Genomic DNA, 24,530 nt, shown 5'->3' with positions numbered 1-24,530 from the left:
AAATGGGCTGGTAGCAACAGGGGCAGAAAAATTTGTGGTAAAATTATGGGAAAAATATTGGAGGTTAGAAATGAATATTTTTAAATATCAAGGACAAGAAGAAGATCACTATACAAATATTTTAATGAATATTTTATCTTTGAATGATTGCCAATTAGTTGAACCATTTTTAGAGAATTTAATAGCAGATCGAGTAGATGGTCTAATATTTAAAAATATCAATGTATATCTTCGAAAAAAATATTGCCCTCAGGAACATCAAAAACTTGAGTTTATTATTGGAATTGCCCCATATGAAAATGCAATTTCTGAACATAATAAACTAGAAGAAAATTTAGATTCTATCCCCGATGCTTGGATTTGTGGTGAGAATTTTAATATACTACTAGAGTTTAAAATTAGAGGATATTTAGATGAAAATCAAATATCGGCACATAGAAAATTACTAAAAAATCCTTCAGATGTCATCAGGATAACATGGGAAGATGTTTTAGATTCCTTAGAAAAATGTAATATAGCTAATAATTTATTATATAGTTTTTTGATTGAACAATTTATTGAAGTAAGTCAAAATTTCAGAGAAAAAAGACGAAGCTCAGGTATGCCACCTCAAATAATCAGTAACAAAAGAGAAGATAACTTATATTTTATTATTACTGGTAGTAGAGAGATTGGAATTTATACAGTTGATAAAGTTGAAAATCAAAAAAACGAACGGTTAATTAACAATCTTACAGGAATTCAGTCTGCTAGAAGATGGATTGCTAATTATGTATTGGAGAATTATAGTAACATTTCTATTGAATATAATGGATACGAAACTATTATTTCAGATTATTGTGTTGTCCCTGGGAGACCAGTTAAGAAAAATCAATGGAACCAATGGAGGATTGGTGCAATATTAGGAAAAGTTGAAAGGGGGGATTAAAATAAAATCAATAAATGAAAAACAGGAGAGCGAATACAACCTCCTCAAGCATTATCTTCAAAAGCATTTCAGCAATGATAAAATCAAACAACTCATCGAAGAATTTTCATTCTCAGAACTCCGTAAACTACTCGGTGAGTTAGATATTGAATTTTTCGCACTATGCTATTTTCCGAAATACTTTGACCGCCAGTTTGGTCAATTCCATCAGGAACTATTCACGGAATTACGATATATGTTAGATAACAAAGGATTAATCAACGCTTTCGGTCTCCCACGGGAACACGGAAAGTCAACGATTAATTCTTTTTTATTTCCGTTATATGCAACAATTTATGATAAATCACAATTCACATTAATTATTTCAGCAACAGAACAAATTGCATTACCATTCCTCGATATGATTAAGGATGAGCTTGAGAATAATCAATTACTTATTGAGGATTTTGGTATTCAGAAAGGCAACCGCTGGAACAATAATGAAATTTGGATTAAATCGAGAAGTGGATTGGATAGTTGTATCATGATTCGTGGTATTGATGGCTCGCTTCGAGGTGTCCATTATAAGCAACATCGGCCGACGTTAGTTTTACTTGATGACTTGCTTAAAGATGATACCGCAAAATCGGAATCAAAACGTGAGCAAGTTAAATCAACATTTCGTGATGTAGTGATTCCAATTGGCACAAGGGATACGAATATTCTTGTTGTCGGTACAATTCTACACGAAGAAGATTTAATGTCCGATTTGTTAAAAGGCAGAATCCCTGGGGTTAGAAGTATTAAAAAGGCAGCGATTATTCAATGGTCAGAACGTGATGATTTATGGTCAGAGTGGGAGAAAAAATATAATGATTTATCGGACTTGGACAGGATTAACGCAGCTCTGTCCTTTTTTAATGCATATAAAGAAGAAATGCTTGAGGGGACAGAAATATTATGGAATGAATATTTAGATTACTACTATTTAATGCAAAAGAAACAAGCGATGGGAGACAAGTCATTTTACAAGGAAATGCAGAATGATCCACGTTCTACGGATGAATACATAATTCAAAACTTGGAGTATTGGAGCGAGTTACCTGAGTTTGAAGAAATGGAAGTGGTTATGTATATTGACCCAGCCATTAAAGCTGGGAAGAAAAATGATTACTCAGCAATCACAATATTAGGACAGCATCGGAAAACCAAGCAACGATATGTTGTAGATGGCAGTATATATAAAATGTTACCTGATGACTTATTTCAAGAAGCTATTAATAAATTGAACACATATCCTGTTGAGAAAATTGGCTTTGAAACAAACCAATCACAAAGTTATATGAAGCAGAAATTTGAGGAGGAATTGTGGAAAGCTAAGATTCATTTGCTGATTGAAAGTGTGCAAACGAAAGGGCAGAAACATGAGAGAATAATAAGTTTAGAGCCAGATGTAAAGAGGGGACATATCCTATTCAATTCTGTAAATATAAGGTATAATAACCAAATAAAGGATTACAACAAACATTGTAAACACGATGATGCTCCAGATAGTTTGTATGGAGCTGTTCAGTTGGTGCAGTCAGTAAAGAGTTTGAAGTTTTATGATAGGAAGTTGTTGTTTTAACAGATAAGGATGAATAGGTTATTTTACCAAGGTAAGGAATATTGCATTTCTTTATCAGAGGGTTATTCAATTAATAGATCAGAATAGTTAACAATGATGTTGGCTTTTTATGGTAAAGTGGTGAGGTTTAAGGGGGATGATTCAATAAATGAATAATACTACTTTTAGGACAAAGGTTAAGAAATTTTTAGCCTTTTTATTAATTGCAAGTATCGTTGCTTGTGCTTCATATCTTATTATTTACAAAGTTTCATTCTTGCCAAATGGATATGACATTGTTGCAGTACAAAAAGATAGTATCTCGCTAAAATCATTCAATTTATTAGGAGCTGAAAAGGATATAACAGCCGTATTTTTTTCTGAAAAAGACACTTGGAGGATTGATGAAATAAACTATGAAGTAAATAGACAAAAGGAGTTTTTATGGTTTCTATATACTGCAGTGAGTGTATCTATATTTTTGCTTTTTTATAAACTTCGCAATGGATTGAAACCTTGGAAAGCAATTTTCGAAAGTAATATCATTCTTAGTGTCATAATCCCACTCCCTCAAATTATTACCTCATTGAATAGGATACAGGATTTAATTTCCTAAGTACTTAACTAATGGGTGCGATTGTTTAGTAAGGCATTCGCTTCTAGTGCTAAAGAGGCAGGTTAATAAAATTCAGAAATTTAAGATACTAAGGGAGAATTGGATGAAGTTAGTATTGATTTTAATTTTAATAGTTCTACTGATTTTAATAGAAAAATTAACAAATAAGATACTTGGTGAACAAAAGAAAAAAATTTCGGAAACACCTGGTAAAAATATAGACCGATGGGGTAGAGGTATTATACTTGTCATCTTCTTAAGCACACAATGGTTTGTGATTACAAACGATTCGGAAAATATTTTGAAGTTGTATTGGATGACCTATTTAGCATTATTATTTGGTTTTCAGGCGATTATGGAGTTTATTTATATAAAGGATTCAAAGCAATATATCAGTACAACTATATTACTAATATTGGGTTTATTTATTATGTATAATTCATAGGAATTTTTTAGGATAAATTAGTAGTTAGTAAACTCAAGAAATAAGATTGTGAACTATTGTACTTAAAGTATCGGGTGCGATTGTTCAAATTTGAGCAGTCGCTATTCCACTATTGGTCAGGGTAGTTGAAGAAAGAGTTGTGCCTAAAATGTAAAAGTTTTGAAATTATGCAGGGATTAAGTCGTTTAATTAGAGTTGGAAAGGAGGCGAGATATGAAACGTATTACAAGAATTGTACTTATATATGTTTTAGCATTTATGGTAATTATCTTTTTACGAGGAAAAACAAAAGACATTGATGTTACTTATAAGGAAACCTTGGAAAGTTTTAATCAATATCAAATAGTGGCTAATGACTTTGTGAAAAATCCATCAAAAGATAAACTTTCAAAAGTTACCCAATACAGAGGGGATTTTACAGATAATTATTATTTTTTAATTGACCATCAAACTGTATATAACAAACTATTTAACATTGAACCTATACTTACGGAGCAAGAAACATCTTTTCTAAAGAAACTAAAATCTAAGGAACAGAATTTAGATAAACAATATGTTAATACAACATGGCGTGAAGTCTATGTAGCTTCAGATTTTTCCACTTTAATAGATAAAGCAAAGCAAAAAGGTGAGTATAAATTTAACTCAATTGAGATTAAAAGTACTAATAAAAATTTATATCAAATTTCAATAAATGGCACTTTTCACGCTGATGAACCTCCCAATATTTTAAGAAGGTACTTTTTAATTGAAACAGATAAAGGTAATTATTATTGGGAAAAACCAAGCGATTATTCAATGAAATTGAGTGATAGAGAAGTACAACTTACAATAGGAAAAACTAAATATATAATTATGGGCAACATACGTTATGAAAAACCATAGTTCCTTTAAAGTAATTCCGTTCCTCAACTAACAGGGGCATTAGTACAGGAAAATAACCCATTAAAAATCAGGTTATCTGTTATACTTATATAATAAAATACACGCGCGAGTCTATGCCATTAAGGTATAGGCTCTTTTTTATTTTTCAGAAAGGAAGTGACTAAATGGAAATTACCGACCAATTAATTTTAGAATGTCTTAACGAACTAAACAAACAATCATTATCCAAGCAACACTACAAGGACTACTATGAAGGAAATCATAAAATTCTTAAGGACTATGCCATGCAAGATAGCCGAAGCAACCGCAAACTAATATTCAATTACCCTCGTAAGTTTGTTGATAATGAAACAGGCTATTTGCTCGGAAAACCCGTTAACTACATATCGAAAACGGATGATGCGGAAATCATTTATAAAATTGATTATGAAATGAGCCATTGGGATAAGGAACATAATATTCAGCTTCGGAAGCAAAGTGAAATATTCGGTGAAAGTTACGAATTGCATTATATCAATTCAGAAGGGGAGTTCAGTGCCACGATACTGACTCCTCTTAATTGTTTTGTGCTAGAAGATGGCACTGCTGATAGAAATGTAATATTAGGATTGCATTAACGAACAGTCACTGTTACTGTTCGCTCAAGGTAGTTGGGAAAGACCATTCAAGTAAAGGGATTGTTAAGCTATTTTGTAAAATTGATGCGAAAAATTCATATGATGATATTGAAAATAATATTGCTGACCGCTGGAAATATGAGACAACCCATACATATACAATTACGATTGATAATGGCAATTCAGCCAATGTTTTAATTAATGATGTAATAAACCTGAATTGTACCGTAACCGATAACGGTCAGAATGTTGAGAATCCAGCCATTACATACATATCAAGTGACCCATCCATTGTTAGCGTTGATAATTCAGGGAAAGTGATGGGCATCAATGGTGGACAAGCGACTATTACTGCCAGACTTACATATAATTCAACAGTTGTTGATACAATTTCGATTACAACCGTTGAAGAAGTAGTACATAATTATTCCGTTACGATTGAAGGGGATTCCACAATAACTGTTAGTTCAAGTAAATCCTTTGTTGCTAGATTTTATGATAATGGGACAGAGGTATTTGACCAATCAGGAACATGGAGCATTAGAAATCAAGATGGAACAACCAATACATATGCAACGATAACGGCATTGACTGGAAATAGTGTGACCGTGAAAGCCGAGCGTTTCTCAAACAAATACATAATTTTAAGCTGCACACTTGTCGGTGATCCAAACATAAAAGTGGAGAAAACTATTCAAATTAAAGGAATATTCTAGGGGCTTGCTCATTTGAGTAAGCCTTTTTGATTTATAGAAATAGAGAATACGAGGGGAGAAGATTTAAATGAAATTACATACAGTGAACTATTTATTAAGCGTACATATTCTGAAGGAACTGCGTGAAAAGAAGCTGATTACAGAGGAAGAATACCGCAAAATTGATGCGTTAAATCAGAAAACATTTATTATAGAAGAAAGTCGGAAATATGAGTTGATTGTTGGCTTCACCAATTATATCATGTGACACGATAAAGAATATATGTTTGGAAGGAGAATGAGAGATGGCGAAAAAAGCTGTAAAAGTAATTCAGGCGAAGCCCTTATCACAAATTGAAGGTATGGCAATTCCTGAGAAATTAAGAGTTTGTGCATATTGCCGAGTAAGTACGGATTCAGAGGAACAAAAGGAAAGCTATGCGAATCAATTAAGTCACTATACTCAAAAAATACAAAGTAATCCGAATTGGGAATTTGTTGATATTTATGCGGATGAAGGGATTTCAGGGACGAGTGATAAAAAACGACCTGACTTTTTACGGATGATAGAGGATGCCAAAGCAGGAAAAATTGACATGATCCTGACTAAATCCATTTCACGCTTCTCAAGGAATACGGTTGTCCTATTAGAAAAAGTAAGAGAATTGAGGGAGAAAGGAATTGCCATTGTATTTGAAAAGGAAAATATCAACACACTAGAATCAGCTGGAGAAGTATTCCTAACAATCTTTAGTTCGATTGCACAGGATGAAAGCCGAAATATATCGGAAAACTGTAAGTGGGGGATTGTGCAAGGATTTAAGGAAGGAAAAGTATATTGCAATACAACAAGATTTCTTGGTTATGACAAAGATGAAAATGGGGAATTGGTCATCAATGAAAAGGAAGCAGAAATTGTAAGACGAATTTTCCGAGAATATTTAGAAGGTAAAAGTTATCAAGCCATAGCCAAGGGATTAGAAACACATGGGATTCCAACAGGAACGGGTAATAAAAAATGGTGGGATTCATCTATCACCAAAATTTTAACGAATGAAAAATATTATGGAGCCTTACTACAACAAAAGACCATCACCGTAGACTTCCTCACCAAGAAAAGAGTTGTAAACAATGGGCATGTTGATCAATATTTTCTTGAAAATAACCACGACCCTATTATCTCAAAAGAAATATTTGAACAAGTTCAAGCTGAAAAGAAACGGAGAGCGACAATGAAGGGCTATAAAGAAGAAAACGCACACCGCTATACAAGTAAATACCCATTCAGCGGAAAATTAACTTGCGGATGCTGCAATAACATCTTTAAACGCAGGACATGGAACAGCAATAATCAATCGAAGAAAGTGGTCTGGCAATGTAAAACGTATGTGATGGATGGAAAAGATGCATGTGATGCTAAAGCGGTGGATGAAACAGTATTACAAGATGCATTTGTCCGAGTGTTTAACCGTATAAAAGAAGGACAGGGTGAGTTTATTCAAAGATTAAATGAAAATATTGAAAAGGTATTGTTGAAAAAAGTGGATGAGGCACAAGTGCAGAAAATTGATGCCGAAATTGAAAAATGGAAACTAGAGTTAAAGGGATTGGTGCAACTACAATTAAAAGGAAACATGGATGCCGAAGTGTATCAAGAAGAGCAAGTGAGAATTGGGACTGAGTTAGATAAGCTTCGAGAGCAAAAGCAAGAAATCGAAAAAGTTCAGGAAACAAGGGAGCAGTATAAGGAACGAGTGAAAGAGATTATAGAAGTATTCAAGCAAAAGGAAGGCTTGATGGAACAATTTGATGATGGAATATTCAATGCGTTGGTGGAGAAGATAGAAATTCTCTCACCAACGCATTTTGTTTTTGTATTGAAGAGTGGGATGAGAGTTGAGGAAGAAATACAAGCAAAAAATTAATAAATACAATTCATTTTAATATGGTGGAATTTACACTTTATGTTATGATAGTCAAATACTTGTATTTACATAATATTTAATATTTTAACCGAAACATTTGCCTATAATTAACAATAAAAAATTTAGGAGGGTGATCTAAAATGAAACGAGAGGATTTTTACATACTAGTAAGAAAAGTGATTAAATATTTAAATTCAATAGAAGAACCTGAAAAAAGGGAAAAAGCTACAAGATTAATTAATGATATTAGATTAATTAACGAAGAAAAGATAGAAATTTTATTTAATAAAGTAAAATGGAAACAAGTAAGTAAAGAAGAGTTTAAAGAAGTCGTCCAATGGCTCAATCGAATAAGTCATCAATTAACAATGTTTATTGCTGAGGGCAAAGTTGAGAAGGGGAAAACTACTTTTCAAATATCGGAAGATGACATGTATGTATCTCAACTAAAAAATTTAGTTTACGATTATTACAAGTATTATAAAAGGAAATATGAGGAGAAAGAAATGGAATATATTGATTAAGATAATACAATTAAAGCGGAATGGGATTTACAGATGTAATGAGTATGATAAAAGTAAAATTAATTGAACGTCAAATTCAATGCGTTGGTGAGAAGATTGAAATTCTCTCTCCAACGCATTTTGTTTTTGTATAAATAAGTGGGGGCGAGGGTGGTGGAAAATATTTTGTAGAAAAATGCAGGAATTCCTCTAAAAAAGAGGAAATGTTAATTGTTGACCGATATATAATAGTAGGGACATTTCTATAATGGATTTAAGTAATTATGTATGTTTTGAAAGGAATACAAATTATGGATAGAGGATTTAAATATTTAATTGATCAATATAGAGTTGAAGGCGCAAGATCTAAATTTGAGGAAATAATGGGAGTTTTATTAAAAAAAATTAATAACGGTAAGGCATTCGCTGTAGAGCCACATCAAGGAGATAAAGGAGTAGATATTTTTATAGGAGATATAAATGCTTCTCCTGATATATATCAGTGTAAGTTTTTTTGTGAAGGTCTTGATGATTCACGAAAGCAACAAATTAAAAAGTCACTTAATACAGCATTAAAAAATCATTCAATAAATAAATGGACTCTATGTGTACCCTGTACATTTAATCACGATGAACATGAATGGTGGTGTAAAATAAAAAAAGATTATAAAGGTAAAAATACGAATATTAAGGAAATTGAATTATACGATGAAATGCAAATTATTACACTTTTAAAAGAAAATTATTTATATGATGAATTTTTCAATACAGTTAGAATGGATAAATCATTTGCAGAAAACCTTTATAAGGAAGTGAAAAAATTAAAAGCAGTAAATAATAGTAGTTCTAAAATTACTAGAAGTGAAAATAGCGTTAATGAATATTATAATGATGCAAGTGCTACCTACAAATGTAGTACGAGTACCATAGACTTTAATGGCTTTTTGCCTAATTTTCCAGATCGTATAGTAGGAAGTTGCTCAATAGAATTTAAAAGAAATGATATTAAAGATATTTTATTAACATATAACCACAAACAAATTTTTTCTTTTTTTGAAAAAGTACAAATCAAAGGTAAAAATTACTTCATTTCAGAAAAGTATAATGCTGGCAATAATAAATTTAATTTTTTTCTTTCTAATATCCTTTTAAAACTAACTAAAAAAGAAGTTAATGAATTGTTATTTATCATGGATAATTACTATTTTTACTATATAAGAGAGCTAAAGAATATTATTTCCTTTCTAGAAATTGATAAGTTTGATGAATCAAAGGAAGGGATTTTAAGGATTCGTATATTGAAAGTTAAATTTCATTTGTGGAATCTTATGAAAAAATTTGCAAATGAACATGATTATTTAAATGGAGATAGTAAGTGGCATATTTTTCAATTAAACTGGTCTGGTATACATATATATTCTCCAATAATATCGCATAATCCAAGATTTGATGAAGGTGAACATGCATATTTTAATGTTGAAAAAACTGAGGATATTATTGACGATTTTGTTTGGGTTGTATTAAACCTGAATATGTCTATGCACCATGATACTAAACTTGAACAATATAACGAAAAAAACATTTGGGGTGCATTAACTGCTTACAGATGGTTAATAGAAGATTTTTTACCTAAAATAAGTAAAGAGTATAAGCTTGATAATATCGAAAACTATATTGATGACTATGATATAAAATCTAAATTGGAAACATTGAGAAGAACTATTATTAACGACTTACAGATGTTCTATATGAGTAATAATGTAAGTATTACTGATAAAGAATTTGAAAGTTTAAAACAAGCATTGATTTTTTGTTTAATAAAAAAAGAGTTAGTTTTAAACGAGTATGATTATATTTTGGGAAAATTAGGTTTAAGACACTCTTTACAAGGAAACACTTCTCAAGAAGTTATCAAATATATTATAGATTTTTTAAAGAATCATCCCTTTAAAAGTTCAAGCTCTCTGGTAGATGATTTTCTAAGATGTATCTTACCATTTGTAGACAACCATAGAACTAAAAATAATATTTCTGAAGCGGAATTTGAAATATTAGTTAGTAATTTAAATCCTCTAATAGAGAAAATGCAAAATATAGAGTTCTTAAGGAAGTACTCAAATTTTTCAAATTCCTTTTATAGTGATTAGTATAAATAAAAACATGGCTTCTATATCCCTTTCAACGTCTCATGACATTGCGAGGCAGTTGTAAAGATTGAATTAAGATAGACTGAAATAATAGGTGCATGTTGTTTTAAGTGACAGGCAATAAATTCCATTAAGGGCAATAAAATCAATAAATAAAAGTATAGCGGTACTTAAAAACTGAGTGAGGTGGTTTTCCTCACTCAGTTTTTATTATTTTTAGTTCATTTTAATTTTGCAATATGCAGTCAAGGATTTCACAATCCTATTTTTATAGGATTTTTTTGGTGATAAATGGAAAATATGGTAGAATGAACATAAAATATGTTTAGGTTAAATTTCCTATTAATTAGCAGTCAATTTCATTAGGATAGTTTTATTTTTCGATTCAACCAATATACATAATGTTATAATGGCCGGAAAAAAGAGGAAAGTTTCTATTGTTTTGGAAGGAGTTGTTTGAAATGTCAGATTTAAAGGAAAGATTGCGAGCTATAAGGGACAAACAAAAGGAACTTACATCTGAATACGAATCGATCGTCACTGAGTATGAATCTATAAATCTTTTAAAGGAAAACGAGGAAATAAAGCGTCAATACGAGACGATTAAGTTGCAACATCGGGAGCTGGAGCAGCTTAACGAAAAAACGATGGAGGAAAATCGACATTTAAAAGTTGCTCTTCATGAGCAAATCTGGGATGAAAAGCAAAATATTATTAAATTATCGAAGAAAAAACTAGAAACGTATTTTGGTAGTGAGTCCGACAAATCTCGAAACAAGCTCGATACTTTCGAACAAAGAATGAAAAAACAAATCCAAAGTCTAAGAAATAAGGCTCAAAAGCTTGTTGATGTTGACAAAAAAGCGATTATTCAAGCTATCGATGAAGTATCAAAAGAGCTTGAGGAGAAGCTCTCCCTCCAACGCCATCAACTAGAACTAAAAGAACGAGAACTTCTTGAAAGTGTAAGAGAAGGCTTAAATAATCTTGGTTCAGAATCAATCAATGAAGAGGTTGTCAAAGCACGAATTAAGGAAAATCAAATCGAAATGAAGATTGGACTTAATTGGGTAAATAAACTTGGGATTTTACTCATTCTTTTCGGTGTGGGTGCAGCTTCGAAGTATACATATTCTACATGGTTTAATGACTACATGAAAGGCATCTTCTTTTTCCTGCTCGGTGGGCTTTTACTAGTGGGTGGAGAGTGGGCTTATCGCAAGTCTAAAAGAATCTTTGCCACTGGCTTATTAGGTGGGGGGATCTCTGTCTTATACGCTGCCATTTTCTACAGTTACTTCCAATTGAACATTTTGGATATGTTGATGGGGATCTTACTTTCGGTAGTGGTAACCATTGTTGCTATCGTTCTTTCACTTCGTTACCAATCTAGAACGATTTGTTCATTTGGTCTAGTAGGTGGTTACCTTCCGTTTTTTTCTTATACATTTGTTTTTGGTTTAACAGGCGCTGATTACTATGCAGTGATGGGCTATTTATTACTATTAAACCTTTCTGTTTTACTCATCTCATTCTCGAGAAAATGGAATGTTGTCAATTACATTAGCTTTATCTTTCATCTTCCGTCGCTTGTCTATCTTGTGTACGAAGCACCTAACGAAATCATTAGCATGATCTATTCACTACTAACGTTTGTAATGTATTTGACGATTACGTTGGCTTATCCATTTAAAAAGAAGCAGGGTCTTCGTACAATGGATGTTGTTTTACTCGGTATAAATACTTTTCTTAGTTGCACTATTTTGTACCTTCTATTCGAAAAGGCAGGATACGTTGAATTCCGTGGCTTGCTAGCGCTTCTCTTTGCCATTGTTTATATTGGATTGGGACAATTTATTGAAAAAGTGATGGCTCAAGAAAAAAGTACAATGCTTATGTTTTATGCAACTTCTTTCACCTTTGCCGTTTTAATGGTGCCATTTCAGTTCGGTGCTCAATGGGTGTCGCTTGGATGGTTAATAGAGGGAGTTATCTTACTTATATATGGTTATCGAAGCAAAATAAAACGGATGGAAATAGCAGGTTGGAGCTTATTTCTTATCAGTATAGTTGTTTTTTACGGGCTGGATTTTACTCAGATGCTCCTAGAGTATGCGGTTAGTATAGATCTTCATTTGAAATATGCAGCAGTTACATTGGCGATGCTTACTGTTACATTCTATTATTTGCGTGAGAGGGCCGAGAATAAGAAATATAAGTATAGTGTAATCGGCGACAATATATCCTTTTTCAAATATGTGACATTAGGTAATGTTTGGGTCTATTTGCTTTATACAGGAATGAAATTATATGACCATTTGGCACCAGTACAATTTTATCATTTTGAATTTTACAAGCTTATTCTTGCTGCATTTATCACAATTGGAACGGCTTATTTATTATCCAAAATTCCTTTGATTCAGGACCGGATTGTGACGTATTATCGAATGTTCTTAAATGTCATCGGATACTTCATTTGCTTGTACATCACCTTATCCATCCCAGTGTTGGAGATTCCTTTCATTGATAACGCTTTTTATCATTATTTCGCTATGGGAATATTAATAGGCTTTCATATCTTTGTCTTATTCAGCGCGATTGATTTGATCAAAATGCTTATTCAACGAAACTTTAAAAATATCGAAATGTTACCTCTTATTATCAGTCTGTATTTACTTACAAATATTACTGCATTTATGATTGTTCAGTTCAGGCTTGGTATAGAAAATCTATGGTTAAGCATTGCCTATTTGCTTTTAGCGATTGCTTTCATTCTGTACGGTTTCAAAAGGCATTTTGTTTATATTCGAAGAATAGGCTTGGCACTTTCATTAATTTCTACGACGAAGCTATTCTTATTTGATCTGTCGTTTTTGACGCAAGGCAGCAAAATTTTCGCTTATTTTAGCTTTGGTTTGGTCCTGCTCGGAATTTCATTTATATATCAAAAAGTCTCGAACATGTTAGAAGGTTCGAGGAAATTGGAGGGTCAACGCATTGCGGATAAGAATTAACCTTTTGTTAGCTATTATCGTGGCCATAATGATTTGGTGTATTCCGGATCGTAACGTATCAGCAGCTACTACACAAAATTCGTGGAAGGATTGGAGCTTATACAATCCTATCCAGCTTGAGGGAAGCAGCAGTTACAAAGCTGTTTATATGACTGAAGAAGTTTATGAGCATACATTACCTAATTTAGCAGATCTACGCATTATTGATAACGAAGGAACTGCGATTCCATATTATATTCAGAACGGACAAACAGATTCCGAGAATAATAGAATTGTTCACGACTCAATACTAATCTCTAAAATGCAGAAGAATAATGACTCGTTATTTGATTATAAAATTAATCCGATACGTGAAAGTCAGGATATTATCGGGAATAAACTTGTGTTTTCCTTGCCAGATCAAAACTTTTTGAAGCATCTTGTTATTTACGGGAGCTTTGACGGAAACCATTGGGAACAGGTTGGTCGTGATTATATTTTTCGAACTGACCGTTTACAAAAAAATGAAGTACCACTTGAACAGGAATACAAATACAGTTATTATCGTATCGAAATTGTCGACAATGCAGAGAAAATTTCACTATCCAAACTTGAATTAATCTATAGTGAAACATCCTCAGAATGGCAAGATTATCAAAAAAGTACTAGGCTTAGTTATGAAATTAAGAATGAGGATAAGGAAACAATTATTCAACTGGAAAATCCGCAACAATTAAAAATTAAGGAAATCAGCTTGGAAGTAAGCGGGAATTTTCAACGTTCCTACCTTCTATTTGGCTCTGAACAGCGAAAGATTGAAATGGAAGGTATTCAAGAGTTGTATAATCTTTCTTTTCAGGATATTCAAATTTCTAATACTAGCATTTCATTAGCTCAATATCCGATTTCTGATAAACAGATTACAATCCGAATTGCGAATCGGGATAACCCGCCTTTAGATATTCAGGATGTTAATGTTGTTTATAACATTGATAAAATTGTTTTCGAGAATAATGGGAAAGCTCCGTATCGTTTGTATTACGGAAATCCACAAGCACAATTGCCTCAATATGATTTGAAGCAATTTCAGGGCTATATTGAAAAAGAAAAACAAGATATTTTGAACCTGGATAGTGCGGTGCCTTTAAATGAAGACACAGCTAAAACAAATCATTTAAAAGGCTTGAACTTGAAAGTGATTTTTAATGTAATTGTTGTGGCGATATCGATTCTGCTTGCAATATTTTTGTTGAGGAAATTAAACAATAAAGCCTAGATTTTGCTATTTTTAAGGTAAACACCACTAGCTCAATATGTCTGCCATCACCACTCAAGCCACGTGGAAAATGTTGCAGTGTTGAAATTTGAAAAGTAGCATTACTAATAAATGATTTGTGTTATTTCTTTGTGGTATATGATTAATGTTAATGTAAATACACCAAAACTTAATGGTAAGTTTGCTGCATCATATGACACCATAGTCTCACCCCCTCTCTATTGGGGATGAGCTGACCGCCCTCGCAAGCTGTATGGAATTGAATTGTACTTGCAAGAATTATAGCATATTAACAGCAAAGCAAATGTATATAAGGGAAATTATATTGTCCACTTATAGGGTCGCGATGAACAGGCACCAAAAATTAGTGGTGTATAGCTCTACATGGGACAATTTTCCTGATACTTTAAAAAAAAACAAAACAAAATCACCCCAGCTCTAGCCAATGTGGCGGAGAAGGGGTGATTTTTTAATCGTTATCAGCTCTAGTCAAGTGTGACGGAGAAAATAACGATTAACCGTATCCTTTTCCTGATTTTGGTTTATTATCCATTGCTTTGGGTGTCAATAGTCCCTATATTTTTAGGAAGGAATTTACAGTTGGTGTGTCGAAAGATGAAAAAGAAAAGTCTAAAATATATATGGTTAAAGATTAATTTTGCATTTGACTATACAGTATATAAGCGACCATAAAAGCAGATAAAAACAACTTGCCTAGTTGAAGCAATCGAAAAGGCACCATATTATATTGAAAGGAGAAAAAAAGTTGAGGAACATCTTATTTAATCCATGGATTACAATTTTATTTTCCCCTAGGAAAACATTTCAATATATATTATCAAATTGGAAAGGATATTTTATAAGTTTTCAATCCTTTTTATTTTTAACCTTTTTATTAACATTAAGACACCCAAAAGTACATGTGGGGTTTAGCGTTAAAGGCAATTTAATATTGAATTCTGTGCAGTTACTTGGTTTATTATGTATATTATTTATATTTTGTCTATTTTTATTTTGTGTTGGAAAGATTTTAAGAGGGAAAGCATCACTAATATCCATCTTTTATTGTGTATCAGCTGCCTGTATGCCCTTTTTATTAATCTTAATGTTATGGATTATAGAATTGATCCTATTTGTTAATGGTAAGGATATATATAACCCCAATTTATTTTTATTACTCAACTTCATTACATTAATTTGGGCGTTGGTTATTATAACAGGATGTATAAGCACTGTACAACATTTTACTATTTGGAAAGCTTTAATAAATATTATTATTGGTACCTTGCTCTTCTGTCTTTTCTTTAGTTTTGGAGTAGATATGATGGAAAAATATATTGAACCTATACAAATTCCCAAAGGATACTAGATAAAAATAAAGCTTCAATCAGAAAAGGTCACTCCCATCAGCGTTGGAAGTGGTTTGAAAACATAATATACTTAATGTATAGTCAGCGGGTGATGTGGTTGCTCATTCGAAACAGGTGACAAAGGTTCTGCGGCAGCTATTTGGATACATAAGAGTATAATGGATGAAAGAGAGGTTTGAGGATAACGAGAGGATTCGCGTTAAACGGAAATTTAAACAAAACCTCAGAGGTGTATAATACACAAAATTTGAAATCGTATTAAGAGGGTGGAATATTATGACAGACGATATGGTGCTGAGACAAGTAGAAGTGGTTCGAGCTATTACTCTTCAAAAGTTGGAATCTATTACAGAAGATGTGGCTGATATTATGCCTAAGGGATTTAACAATACAATACGTTGGAACGTTGGTCATATTTTAATTGTTCAGGATCAGCTTGCTTCGAACTTTGCGGGATTACCGTCACAACTTTCTCCAGAATTTGTTACCCTATTTGGCAATCGGACAAGACCAAGCGAATGGAACGTAGAACCTCCAACGATTCAAACCTTATCCTATGAATTAAAAAAGCAAACTGATTATATCAAGGAATCTCTCGGCAATCGCCTGCAGGAAAAAGTAATAAAACCTTTTGTACGGCTTGGTTTTAAGATGGAAACAATTGGAGAAATCCTTGTTTTTAGTTTACATCATGAAGGAATGCATACGGGAGTTATTTATGCGATTCAACGGGCAATTGAAGGTTCAAACCATGCTTAATTGGAATGGCTAATCCAAAAATTAAACATAACTAACTAATGTTTAATTTTTGGATTATTTCTCGAGACAACTGCGCGGGCACTAATAACCAAACCAATATTAAATCATTTTTCACTCCATCATTCTATGGGGTGATTTTTTATTTTAATAAAAATAATAAAAGCGAAATTTTTAATGTTTTCAGACAATTTCAGGAAATTATATACCATTTATGGTACTATTTAACTATAAAAATAAGAGTTTGATAAAACTAATAAATAAAGGTGGGGATTGTGTGGGGAAAAGTAAGAGGTATTTATTTACCTGGTTTATTACGGTGTTATTGGCTGTTGTTGTGGCTTCAATTGGTGTAACAGTTGTTGAGGCTGCTAACACAAAAAATATCGTTGATAAAGTATTATATGTTGATGACGATTATAAATCAGTTTCAGGAAAAGCTGAAAATAATATCATTATTAGGGAAGATGATATGCCATTTTCAACTGAGGATACGTTCCGACTAAGTTTACCTTCGGGTGTTAATTGGTTAAAAGATGAGTATCAATCTAATGAAGCTATTAAAATAGTATCTGCTACTACTCGTGACTTAGAACTACAAATCGTTGACCCAAGTAAATTAGTTGGAGATTCTAAGAAAGAAATCAAACTTCCGTTATACTTTGAAGTAGACGGAGCGGAAGGAGAGATTAAGTTAACTATCGATCCTAGGGATTCAACGCTATCTGGTGGCCAATACACAATCGCTGTTGTAGGTGTTGGTCAAACGTTTGCTAGAGTCGACAAAGTACAAACGGTCTATAATGACCATTTATTTTCAATTGAAGATGCCTCTATGCTTAGGATTGATGAATCTACTATTTATACCATCACCAGTGGTGATACATTTAGAATAGAACTGCCTTCTGGCGTAAGGTGGAATAGTGATGTAGTTGATTTTTTAAAAAATGAAAAAGGAACGGTTATTGATAATCAAACTCTTGAAGTAGAAATTCAGGAGGAAACAAATAAATTAAGGACTATTTATATCCCATTGATGGTAACTATAGATGGATTTCGTGGTGAACTGCAGGTACATATTGTGCCTTTGGACAGTAAAGTGACGGAAGAAAAAGTTTCATTTGCTCAAGTAATAGCTCTTCAAGTGGTAGAAAAAGGTGCATCTTTTCCAAAGACTAAAATAAATGTAAAAACCATTTCGTATGATAATAGTTTTGGGTCCCTGCATGCGGATGAAGGTTTTACTTTTGCAAAAATAAACATGGATGTATGGATTGAAGAAGAACCGAAAGATAAAGTGAGTTGGTTGGCAACAGATTTTTTATCTAAATGGGTCTTAAATGATGGACGGGAAATATCAGAAGGTTCTCTTACGGCTGGAAGCTCAAGTTCAGCGGAGGCAGGAAAGTGGAATAACGTTACTGTGGCTTTGGAGATAAGAGATTATCAAAAGATTGTAAGTATCTTTTTAATAGACCCATTGAATGCCCAAAATATTGTAGAAGTTCCCATTGAGGAACTTGACAAAATTGAGCTAACATCTATTTCAAAAAGAAACTCTATCGAACTAACTTGGAATTCTCTAGCAGCAGCCGAATCATATACGTTATACCGAAGTAAAGGTGAAGATGAACTAGGCGAATTTGATTCAATTGCTACCTTAACAACCCAAGATACTATTTATATAGATAGTAATGTGCAACCGAATACTACTTATTGGTATAAAATTTCAGCTGTTAAGGATGGTACCGAATTTCTATATTCAAATCTTGTAAAAGCCGTTTTAACAGTAAGTAATAACGGCAGCTCCACTGGTGGTAGTGGAGGAGGTGGTGGAGGTCCTTCCTCAGACGTAAAGGAGATTTCTGCATTAAATGGAGGCTCAATTGAAAAGGCAGGCGCAAAAATTGATATCCCAGCCAATGCACATACAAGTAGTATTAAAGTAACGATTAAGAAGATGACTAACACTTCCAGTCTAGTAATACCTGAAAATAGTAACATGATTAGTGATGTTTATGAGATTACAAAGGATAAGTCAGGGGACTTTGATAAAGCGGTAACAATTACTCTACCTTTTGACAAATCAAAGTACGATGTCGAAAACTATAATATTGGTGTATTTTGGTATAATGAAGTATTGAACAAATGGGTTGCGCTTGACAATGTGGAAGTAGATGTAAACAGTGGAAAGGTAAGTGGAGAGGTTATCCATTTTACAAAATTTGCTGTCATCGCTACTGTTAAGGAAGAACAAAAACAAGAAACTCTTGAGTCAGTTGAGGATAAAGATAAATCGAAAGCACAAACGGCGGTTCAATTTAGTGATATTAGAGGTCACTGGGCTGAAAAAGCAATTACGCAATTAGTTAACGAAGAATATATTAGTGGGTATCCAAATCAAACATTTAGACCTAATCAAACGATAACTAGAGCAGAATTTGCATCCATTCTTATGAAGGTACTACATTTAAAGGAAGTTGATGATGGAAAAATATTCAATGATACTGAAAAACATTGGGCTAAACAGGCAATAGCAACTGCACATTCTCATGGAATAATAAATGGATATAACAAATCAATATTTGGAGCAAACGATCCAATCACTAGGGAACAGATGGCAGCTATGATTGTGAACGCATTTAAATTAGAGCATACTAAACCATTAAACACATTTAATGATGAATCAAAAACATCAAAATGGGCGATGGAATCGTTAGAAACAGCAATTGCTGAGGGAATTATCGGAGGTTACGAGGATGGCACTATTAGGCCGCAAGGTAACACAACTAGAGGTGAGTCGGCAGTAATTATTGTTAGGGCATTGAATAGATAGGAACAGTAGTACAGTTACTATAATAAACTTATGAAATCTCTATAGGTAATCAGACTTTTGAAATAGACCTTAACCTTTGGGGGAGAGTCTATTTCTTTTTATTTAGTGTCATGGTTCGACAAGTGACAGGCACAAGATTTAATCATATAATTGTGTGAAAAAGGATGAGTATCATGCCGATTAATTCTTTTGAAAACTACCCGATGAGCTGGAAGCCATTAATTGATAAAACGAAAAAGCCTATTTATCAAGAACTCGCAAGGCAATTGGAACAGGATATTTTAAACGGAGTGTTATTACCTGGAACAAAACTTCCTCCGCAGCGAGAATTGGCCGATTATTTAGATTTAAATTTGAGTACCATTTCAAAAGCATTTAAAGTGTGTGAGTTAAATGGCTTGTTAAGCGCGACTGTTGGGAGTGGCACATTTGTATCGTATGATGCTTTATCGAATGCGTATTTACTTGAAGATAAAAAGCCAAAGCACTTGATTGAAATGGGAGCAACACTTCCAGATAATGCTTCTTACGAGCCATTGTTACTCCAACTAAAAAGTATGTTGCAAGAGACAGATTATGAAAAATGGTTTGGTTATGGTCGAGCAGGCGAAAGCCTTTGGCAAAAGGATGCCGCTGTAAAGCTAATCCGAAGAGGTGGGTTTGAAACAACAGTTGATCACATTGTATTTGCAAATGGGGGGCAAAATGCGATTGCCGCTACACTGGCGAGTCTATGTAGGCCAGGAGATCGCATTGGTGTTGATGATCATACTTACCCTGGCTTAAAAACTGTTGCAGCTATGCTTAGTATCCAATTAGTTCCGATAAAATCAGAGAACCATGAAATGAGTCCAACTGCCTTGGAATATGCGTGTAAAAATGACAATATTAAAGGTATTTACTTGATCCCAGATTGTCATAATCCGACAGCTTCTTTTATGTCTGTCGAGAATAGAAAAGTGATTGCAGCAATGGCCAAAAAGTATAATCAGTTCATAATTGAAGATGCGTCGTATCACCTCCTAAGTGAAAGGCCACTTCCAGCAATCGCATCATTTGCACCTGATCAGGTTATCTACATTGCAAGTTTATCAAAATCATTAGCACCGGGGTTACGACTAGCCTATGTAGCAGTTCCGAGTCAATTCAAGGAGTCTATTTCAAAGGCACTTTATAATTTAAATGTATCTGTTTCCCCGTTACTAGCAGAACTAGCAGCACGTACAATTGTATCAAATCAATTTGAAGTCTTAATTAAGTACCATAGAGAACAAAATATTAGCAGAAACAAAGTCTTCAATCGATATTTGGAAGACTTTACGTGTTTAGGTATTGAGACAGGCATTTTTCGCTGGTTGCTATTACCAGGCAAGATTACAGGTGCTGAATTTGAATCGTTAGCTGCACAGCAGGGGGTACAAGTGTATGCAGCTGAACGTTTTGTAGTTGGAAATAGTTGTCCAGAGAGGGCTGTAAGGGTTGCTGTCTGTGCACCGGCAACGCTTGAAGAGCTTGAGCAAGGATTGATTATTCTTAAAGGCTTACTAAATAACCTTACCCAATATTAGTTAATATACGATTACTAAATTGTTCGCCATACAATTTCAATATTGTATGGCCTTTTTGTGGGTGCTAATATGGAATTGTTAATTCAGTACAAATAAAATTTTGGAGGTTGATAACATGAGTACAAAAGTTTATTTAGAAATTACAATGTTTATTGATGAAGCAAACCGTCCGGCAGCAGCTAAGGTATACACTGATTACCGCGAACCTTTTTTAACACAAGTCAAAGGTGCCGTTTCCAAGGAACTTCTAATTCGAAATGAAGATGTTCAGGTTCTTCATGGATTTGATAGTGTTGAGAATGCAGAAGCTTATCTAAAAAGTGAACTGTTTAATAATGATGTTTTTGTTGGTCTTAAGCCATTATGGAGTGCTAACCCTGAAGTAAAAATTTATAGTGTGGCTTAAGATATAACTAAAAAGGGTGGAAGAACGATGAAAGTGAAAGTAATTCGAAGTTCACAATAATTATTATTATTATTATTTTATCAAAGATGATGAAGCGATTGGAAAAATTGTCTGCCATACAATTATATTATTGTATGGTTTTTTTACGCATGCTATGATGTTTGAAATCTAGTTGGAGGTTTTATAAAGAATAGCTTTTTAGAAAGGTAGGTTAGATTGTGTTACAAGATAGCGCAAAAAAGTTAGACGTTCAATCAGCTTGGTTACAAGTCTATATTAGTTCTCCAGAAAAACAAAAACAATTATATAAGAGAACATTAATGATTGTGGTTCTGTCCCAAATTTTTGGAGGAGCAGGACTTGCAGCAGGAGTAACAGTCGGGGCACTTCTAGCTCAAGACATGTTAGGTACAGATAGTTTAACGGGAATTCCTACGGCGTTATTCACTTTAGGGTCAGCAGGTGCGGCACTGCTTGTAGGACGACTTTCTCAGCGATTTGGACGTCGTTCTGGACTTGCAGCGGGATTTATAGCCGGAGGCATCGGTGCCATTGGGGTAGTCATTTCAGCATTAACGAATAGCATTCTACTTTTATTTTTTTCACTCCTAATCTACGGGGCCGGATCAGCTACAAACTTACAAGCACGCTACGCAGGAACGGACTTGGCCAACTCAACCCAAAGGGCAAAGGCCATTAGTATGGCCTTGGTTTCCACTACATTCGGTGCTGTTGCAGGCCCGAATCTGGTGAATGTAATGGGTGAGTTTGCGATATCCATAGGAATTCCTGTTTTAGCTGGTCCATTTATATTAGCTTCCGCAGCGTATATACTTGCTGGTTTAGTTCTATTCATTTTACTTCGTCCGGATCCCTTTATTGTTGCAAAAGCAATATCGGACGCTCAAAGATCAACCAGTAATTTACGTTTAAAGGAGAATTCTAATTTATTATCGGTAAATAGGCGGGGCGTTTTGGCAGGAGCTGCAGTAATGGTTCTACCCCAATTTGTGATGATGGCAATTATGACGATGACACCCATACATATGGGACACCATAGATATGATTTGAAAGAAGTAGGGCTTGTAATTGGAATTCACATAGGTGCTATGTTTTTACCTTCGTTAGTAACTGGTTTTCTTGTTGATAAAATTGGTCGTGTAACTATGGCCATTGCTTCTGCCATTACGCTCCTTGCTTCTGGGATTCTAGCTGCTATAGGACCTGCGGATTCAATGGTTGTACTCATTACAGCGCTTGCTTTACTTGGCCTTGGCTGGAATTTTGGTTTAATTAGTGGCACAGCAATCCTTGTAGATGCAACACCCCCCTCTACTCGGGCTAAGACGCAGGGTTCTGTAGATGTGTGGATTGCTTTGTCAGGTGCATTAGGTGGAGGCCTATCTGGAATGGTTGTGGCCCAATCTAGTTATGCAGCCCTTTCAATTGCTGGTGCTGTGTTTTCATTACTGCTTATTCCAATTGTTATTTGGTCCGGTATCCAAAAAACAAGTAACGTTAATGAAAAAATCCGAAATTCTGAAATTTGTTAGATCAATTACAAAAAATAAATAAGGGGTGTTTATTAAGTACTAAATTGTTAACTTCAAACACCATAAATAATAAAACCCTCACTTCGGCAAAGAGAAGTGAGGGTTCCTTTTTATGGCAAATCACTTATAGGAAGCAATAAGTAGCTGATGGAATATTATTTTCATAGTGGGCTGAACGAAAGCACATGATTATGGATGTTTTTTTGTAAAAAACAAAATTTATCATTTTTTTTTCAGTTTGTCTAGCTAAGATAATAACTGTGAAGGGGATAAAAACAAAAATTCCTATAACTGTATCAAATGTTTATAGCCATGTATCAATAAATAAAGTAGATAAAAGTCAAATTCAATTAGAAAGGGTTGAGTAAGTTATGAAAAATAAATGGTTAAAATGGGTTATTGGTTTTGGAGGGGTATCAGCTTTTACACTCTTTTTACAATCCATTGATACAAGTGGTCAAATCGCATCTAACAATGATGTTGCCGTTCCTACACAAACAGAAAATATTTTAAATAACAATCAAGTTTCTTTAGCGACTACTAACGAGGAACTAGAACTTGATGTAGACTGGGATGAAGATGAATGGGATGTAGAATATGGAGATGGTGCTATTATTGCTACACCAAACGCAAGTACATCTTATTTAGACCGTGCTTCACAGCAAACGAGAAGGTCTTAAATTTTAAAAAAAGTAAGTTCGTTCAATAGCGGGCCGTTACTGTTCACTAAATTTTTAGCCATTTGTATCGGATTTCATAACGGTCCGTTTCCCTCTATCCCAGGGTGTCCCTAAACGTGGGAGTACCCAGCGGTCTAAGCCGTACCAACCTGCCACTTTCCAGGCCAACACTAGCCATGTCGCAAGTATAAATAATAATGGATTTGTGCTCAGTGTTCCTGCAAAGAGGAAGCTTACATTCATTAAGGAGCCAAAAAAGGCAGCAATACCTGTCAATAGACCGAAGATTAATCCTAAACCAACTAATATTTCACCGTAAGCAACTAAGTAAGAGAATGTAGTGGCGTGCGGTAAAACGAAATTTTCTAAGAATGAAGCGTACCATCCGGTTACATCTTTTCCTTCCGCAGCTTTTCCTAATGCCCCCTGTACAAATCCTGCCACAGATGCACCTGCATTTTCTCCTGTCCAATTTGGGTCGGTTACTTTATGCCAACCTGCACTTATCCAAGCATAGCCTAGATATAATCGGATGATTAGCCAAATGAACGCAGACCGTGTATTGTTAAATAAAAATGAAGATACTGGATTTTCAGGAATAAGGATCGTTTGGTTTTTCATTTTTATAAATCCCCCTTTTGTAAGGTGTTTCTAATTTTCTATTTTCAAAGAAAACAATACATATTATGGGAAATGTTAAAAAGGGTGTCATTTTTGGGTTTTTCTTTTAAATAAAAAATAAGTTG

At 33.8% G+C, this 24,530-nt stretch carries 21 protein-coding genes; 20 read left to right on the top strand and 1 reads right to left on the bottom strand.

The annotated features are described in order from the left end of the window. Positions 1-70 precede the first annotated feature (70 nt). The 20 genes from ACNQFZ_RS08665 to ACNQFZ_RS08570 all read left to right on the top strand — a co-directional run bounded on the left by ACNQFZ_RS08665 (position 71) and on the right by ACNQFZ_RS08570 (position 23,784). Positions 71-928, top strand: coding sequence for a hypothetical protein (locus ACNQFZ_RS08665; RefSeq protein WP_458414878.1), 858 nt, complete (start codon positions 71-73; stop codon positions 926-928). After that, entirely contained in the window at positions 912-2,534 is a 1,623-nt protein-coding gene (terL, locus tag ACNQFZ_RS08660; RefSeq protein WP_458414877.1) for a phage terminase large subunit, read from the top strand. The genes ACNQFZ_RS08665 and terL overlap by 17 nt, the downstream gene beginning before the upstream one ends. Before the next feature lie 148 nt (positions 2,535-2,682). After that, positions 2,683-3,129 carry a hypothetical protein gene (locus tag ACNQFZ_RS08655; protein WP_458414876.1) on the top strand — a complete coding sequence of 149 codons (447 nt, stop codon included), beginning with the start codon at positions 2,683-2,685 and terminating at the stop codon, positions 3,127-3,129. Positions 3,130-3,232: 103 nt separating this feature from the next. Beyond that, positions 3,233-3,574: a DUF4181 domain-containing protein gene (locus ACNQFZ_RS08650; RefSeq protein ID WP_458414875.1), complete on the top strand. Its 342-nt coding sequence runs from the start codon at positions 3,233-3,235 to the stop codon at positions 3,572-3,574. A gap of 213 nt (positions 3,575-3,787) precedes the next feature. After that, positions 3,788-4,459, top strand: coding sequence for a hypothetical protein (locus ACNQFZ_RS08645; RefSeq protein ID WP_458414874.1), 672 nt, complete (start codon positions 3,788-3,790; stop codon positions 4,457-4,459). Positions 4,460-4,623: 164 nt separating this feature from the next. Further along, a complete protein-coding gene (locus tag ACNQFZ_RS08640) occupies positions 4,624-5,076 on the top strand; it encodes a phage portal protein (RefSeq protein WP_458414873.1) in 453 nt (150 codons plus the stop codon). After that, positions 5,061-5,792 carry an Ig-like domain-containing protein gene (locus tag ACNQFZ_RS08635; protein ID WP_458415349.1) on the top strand — a complete coding sequence of 244 codons (732 nt, stop codon included), beginning with the start codon at positions 5,061-5,063 and terminating at the stop codon, positions 5,790-5,792. Before ACNQFZ_RS08640 ends, ACNQFZ_RS08635 begins: the two co-directional genes overlap by 16 nt. Positions 5,793-5,859: 67 nt before the next feature. After that, entirely contained in the window at positions 5,860-6,039 is a 180-nt protein-coding gene (locus ACNQFZ_RS08630) for an SHOCT domain-containing protein (RefSeq protein WP_458414872.1), read from the top strand. Between the two features lie 37 nt (positions 6,040-6,076). Then, positions 6,077-7,696 (top strand): recombinase family protein, encoded by a 1,620-nt coding sequence (locus ACNQFZ_RS08625; RefSeq protein ID WP_458414871.1) that lies wholly within the window; start codon positions 6,077-6,079, stop codon positions 7,694-7,696. A gap of 140 nt (positions 7,697-7,836) precedes the next feature. Beyond that, positions 7,837-8,220, top strand: coding sequence for a hypothetical protein (locus ACNQFZ_RS08620; RefSeq protein WP_458414870.1), 384 nt, complete (start codon positions 7,837-7,839; stop codon positions 8,218-8,220). A 290-nt stretch (positions 8,221-8,510) separates the two neighbouring features. Then, positions 8,511-10,346, top strand: a complete 1,836-nt coding sequence (locus ACNQFZ_RS08615) for a hypothetical protein (protein ID WP_458414869.1) — start codon at positions 8,511-8,513, stop codon at positions 10,344-10,346. A 461-nt stretch (positions 10,347-10,807) separates the two neighbouring features. Then, positions 10,808-13,360 carry a DUF2339 domain-containing protein gene (locus ACNQFZ_RS08610; RefSeq protein WP_458414868.1) on the top strand — a complete coding sequence of 851 codons (2,553 nt, stop codon included), beginning with the start codon at positions 10,808-10,810 and terminating at the stop codon, positions 13,358-13,360. After that, positions 13,344-14,615, top strand: a complete 1,272-nt coding sequence (locus tag ACNQFZ_RS08605) for a DUF3999 family protein (protein ID WP_458414867.1) — start codon at positions 13,344-13,346, stop codon at positions 14,613-14,615. Before ACNQFZ_RS08610 ends, ACNQFZ_RS08605 begins: the two co-directional genes overlap by 17 nt. 766 nt (positions 14,616-15,381) lie before the next feature. After that, complete coding sequence (locus tag ACNQFZ_RS08600; RefSeq protein ID WP_458414866.1) at positions 15,382-15,984, top strand: YIP1 family protein; 603 nt, start codon at positions 15,382-15,384, stop codon at positions 15,982-15,984. 277 nt (positions 15,985-16,261) lie between these two features. Beyond that, positions 16,262-16,744: a DinB family protein gene (locus ACNQFZ_RS08595; RefSeq protein WP_458414865.1), complete on the top strand. Its 483-nt coding sequence runs from the start codon at positions 16,262-16,264 to the stop codon at positions 16,742-16,744. 274 nt (positions 16,745-17,018) lie between these two features. Next, positions 17,019-19,577, top strand: coding sequence for an S-layer homology domain-containing protein (locus ACNQFZ_RS08590; protein WP_458414864.1), 2,559 nt, complete (start codon positions 17,019-17,021; stop codon positions 19,575-19,577). Positions 19,578-19,750: 173 nt separating this feature from the next. Beyond that, positions 19,751-21,145: an aminotransferase-like domain-containing protein gene (locus ACNQFZ_RS08585; protein WP_458414863.1), complete on the top strand. Its 1,395-nt coding sequence runs from the start codon at positions 19,751-19,753 to the stop codon at positions 21,143-21,145. A 115-nt stretch (positions 21,146-21,260) separates the two neighbouring features. Continuing rightward, on the top strand, positions 21,261-21,551 hold the full coding sequence (locus ACNQFZ_RS08580; RefSeq protein WP_458414862.1) for a hypothetical protein: 291 nt from the start codon (positions 21,261-21,263) through the stop codon (positions 21,549-21,551). Positions 21,552-21,769: 218 nt separating this feature from the next. After that, the gene (locus ACNQFZ_RS08575; RefSeq protein WP_458414861.1) at positions 21,770-23,104 is read left to right on the top strand and encodes an MFS transporter; all 1,335 of its coding nucleotides are present in this window, start codon (positions 21,770-21,772) and stop codon (positions 23,102-23,104) included. 371 nt (positions 23,105-23,475) lie between these two features. Next, complete coding sequence (locus ACNQFZ_RS08570) at positions 23,476-23,784, top strand: hypothetical protein (protein WP_458414860.1); 309 nt, start codon at positions 23,476-23,478, stop codon at positions 23,782-23,784. Positions 23,785-23,838: 54 nt separating this feature from the next. On the opposite strand, the gene ACNQFZ_RS08565 is transcribed toward ACNQFZ_RS08570, so the two are convergent. Beyond that, a complete protein-coding gene (locus ACNQFZ_RS08565; protein WP_458414859.1) occupies positions 23,839-24,405 on the bottom strand; it encodes a DoxX family protein in 567 nt (188 codons plus the stop codon). Between the last annotated feature and the right edge of the window lie 125 nt (positions 24,406-24,530).

This window comes from Schinkia acidoalkalinis (assembly GCF_054301215.1).
This window is presented reverse-complemented; position numbering and strand designations above follow the sequence as displayed.

Excerpts from the sequence above, each read along its gene's own strand:
- ACNQFZ_RS08665 (WP_458414878.1), top strand. The coding sequence starts at position 71 with ATGAATATTTTTAAATATCAAGGACAAGAAGAAGATCACTATACAAAT.
- ACNQFZ_RS08655 (WP_458414876.1), top strand. The coding sequence starts at position 2,683 with ATGAATAATACTACTTTTAGGACAAAGGTTAAGAAATTTTTAGCCTTT.
- ACNQFZ_RS08650 (WP_458414875.1), top strand. The coding sequence starts at position 3,233 with ATGAAGTTAGTATTGATTTTAATTTTAATAGTTCTACTGATTTTAATA.
- ACNQFZ_RS08645 (WP_458414874.1), top strand. The coding sequence starts at position 3,788 with ATGAAACGTATTACAAGAATTGTACTTATATATGTTTTAGCATTTATG.
- ACNQFZ_RS08640 (WP_458414873.1), top strand. The coding sequence starts at position 4,624 with ATGGAAATTACCGACCAATTAATTTTAGAATGTCTTAACGAACTAAAC.
- ACNQFZ_RS08630 (WP_458414872.1), top strand. The coding sequence starts at position 5,860 with ATGAAATTACATACAGTGAACTATTTATTAAGCGTACATATTCTGAAG.
- ACNQFZ_RS08625 (WP_458414871.1), top strand. The coding sequence starts at position 6,077 with ATGGCGAAAAAAGCTGTAAAAGTAATTCAGGCGAAGCCCTTATCACAA.
- ACNQFZ_RS08620 (WP_458414870.1), top strand. The coding sequence starts at position 7,837 with ATGAAACGAGAGGATTTTTACATACTAGTAAGAAAAGTGATTAAATAT.
- ACNQFZ_RS08615 (WP_458414869.1), top strand. The coding sequence starts at position 8,511 with ATGGATAGAGGATTTAAATATTTAATTGATCAATATAGAGTTGAAGGC.
- ACNQFZ_RS08610 (WP_458414868.1), top strand. The coding sequence starts at position 10,808 with ATGTCAGATTTAAAGGAAAGATTGCGAGCTATAAGGGACAAACAAAAG.
- ACNQFZ_RS08595 (WP_458414865.1), top strand. The coding sequence starts at position 16,262 with ATGACAGACGATATGGTGCTGAGACAAGTAGAAGTGGTTCGAGCTATT.
- ACNQFZ_RS08585 (WP_458414863.1), top strand. The coding sequence starts at position 19,751 with ATGCCGATTAATTCTTTTGAAAACTACCCGATGAGCTGGAAGCCATTA.
- ACNQFZ_RS08580 (WP_458414862.1), top strand. The coding sequence starts at position 21,261 with ATGAGTACAAAAGTTTATTTAGAAATTACAATGTTTATTGATGAAGCA.
- ACNQFZ_RS08570 (WP_458414860.1), top strand. The coding sequence starts at position 23,476 with ATGAAAAATAAATGGTTAAAATGGGTTATTGGTTTTGGAGGGGTATCA.
- ACNQFZ_RS08565 (WP_458414859.1), bottom strand. The coding sequence starts at position 24,405 with ATGAAAAACCAAACGATCCTTATTCCTGAAAATCCAGTATCTTCATTT.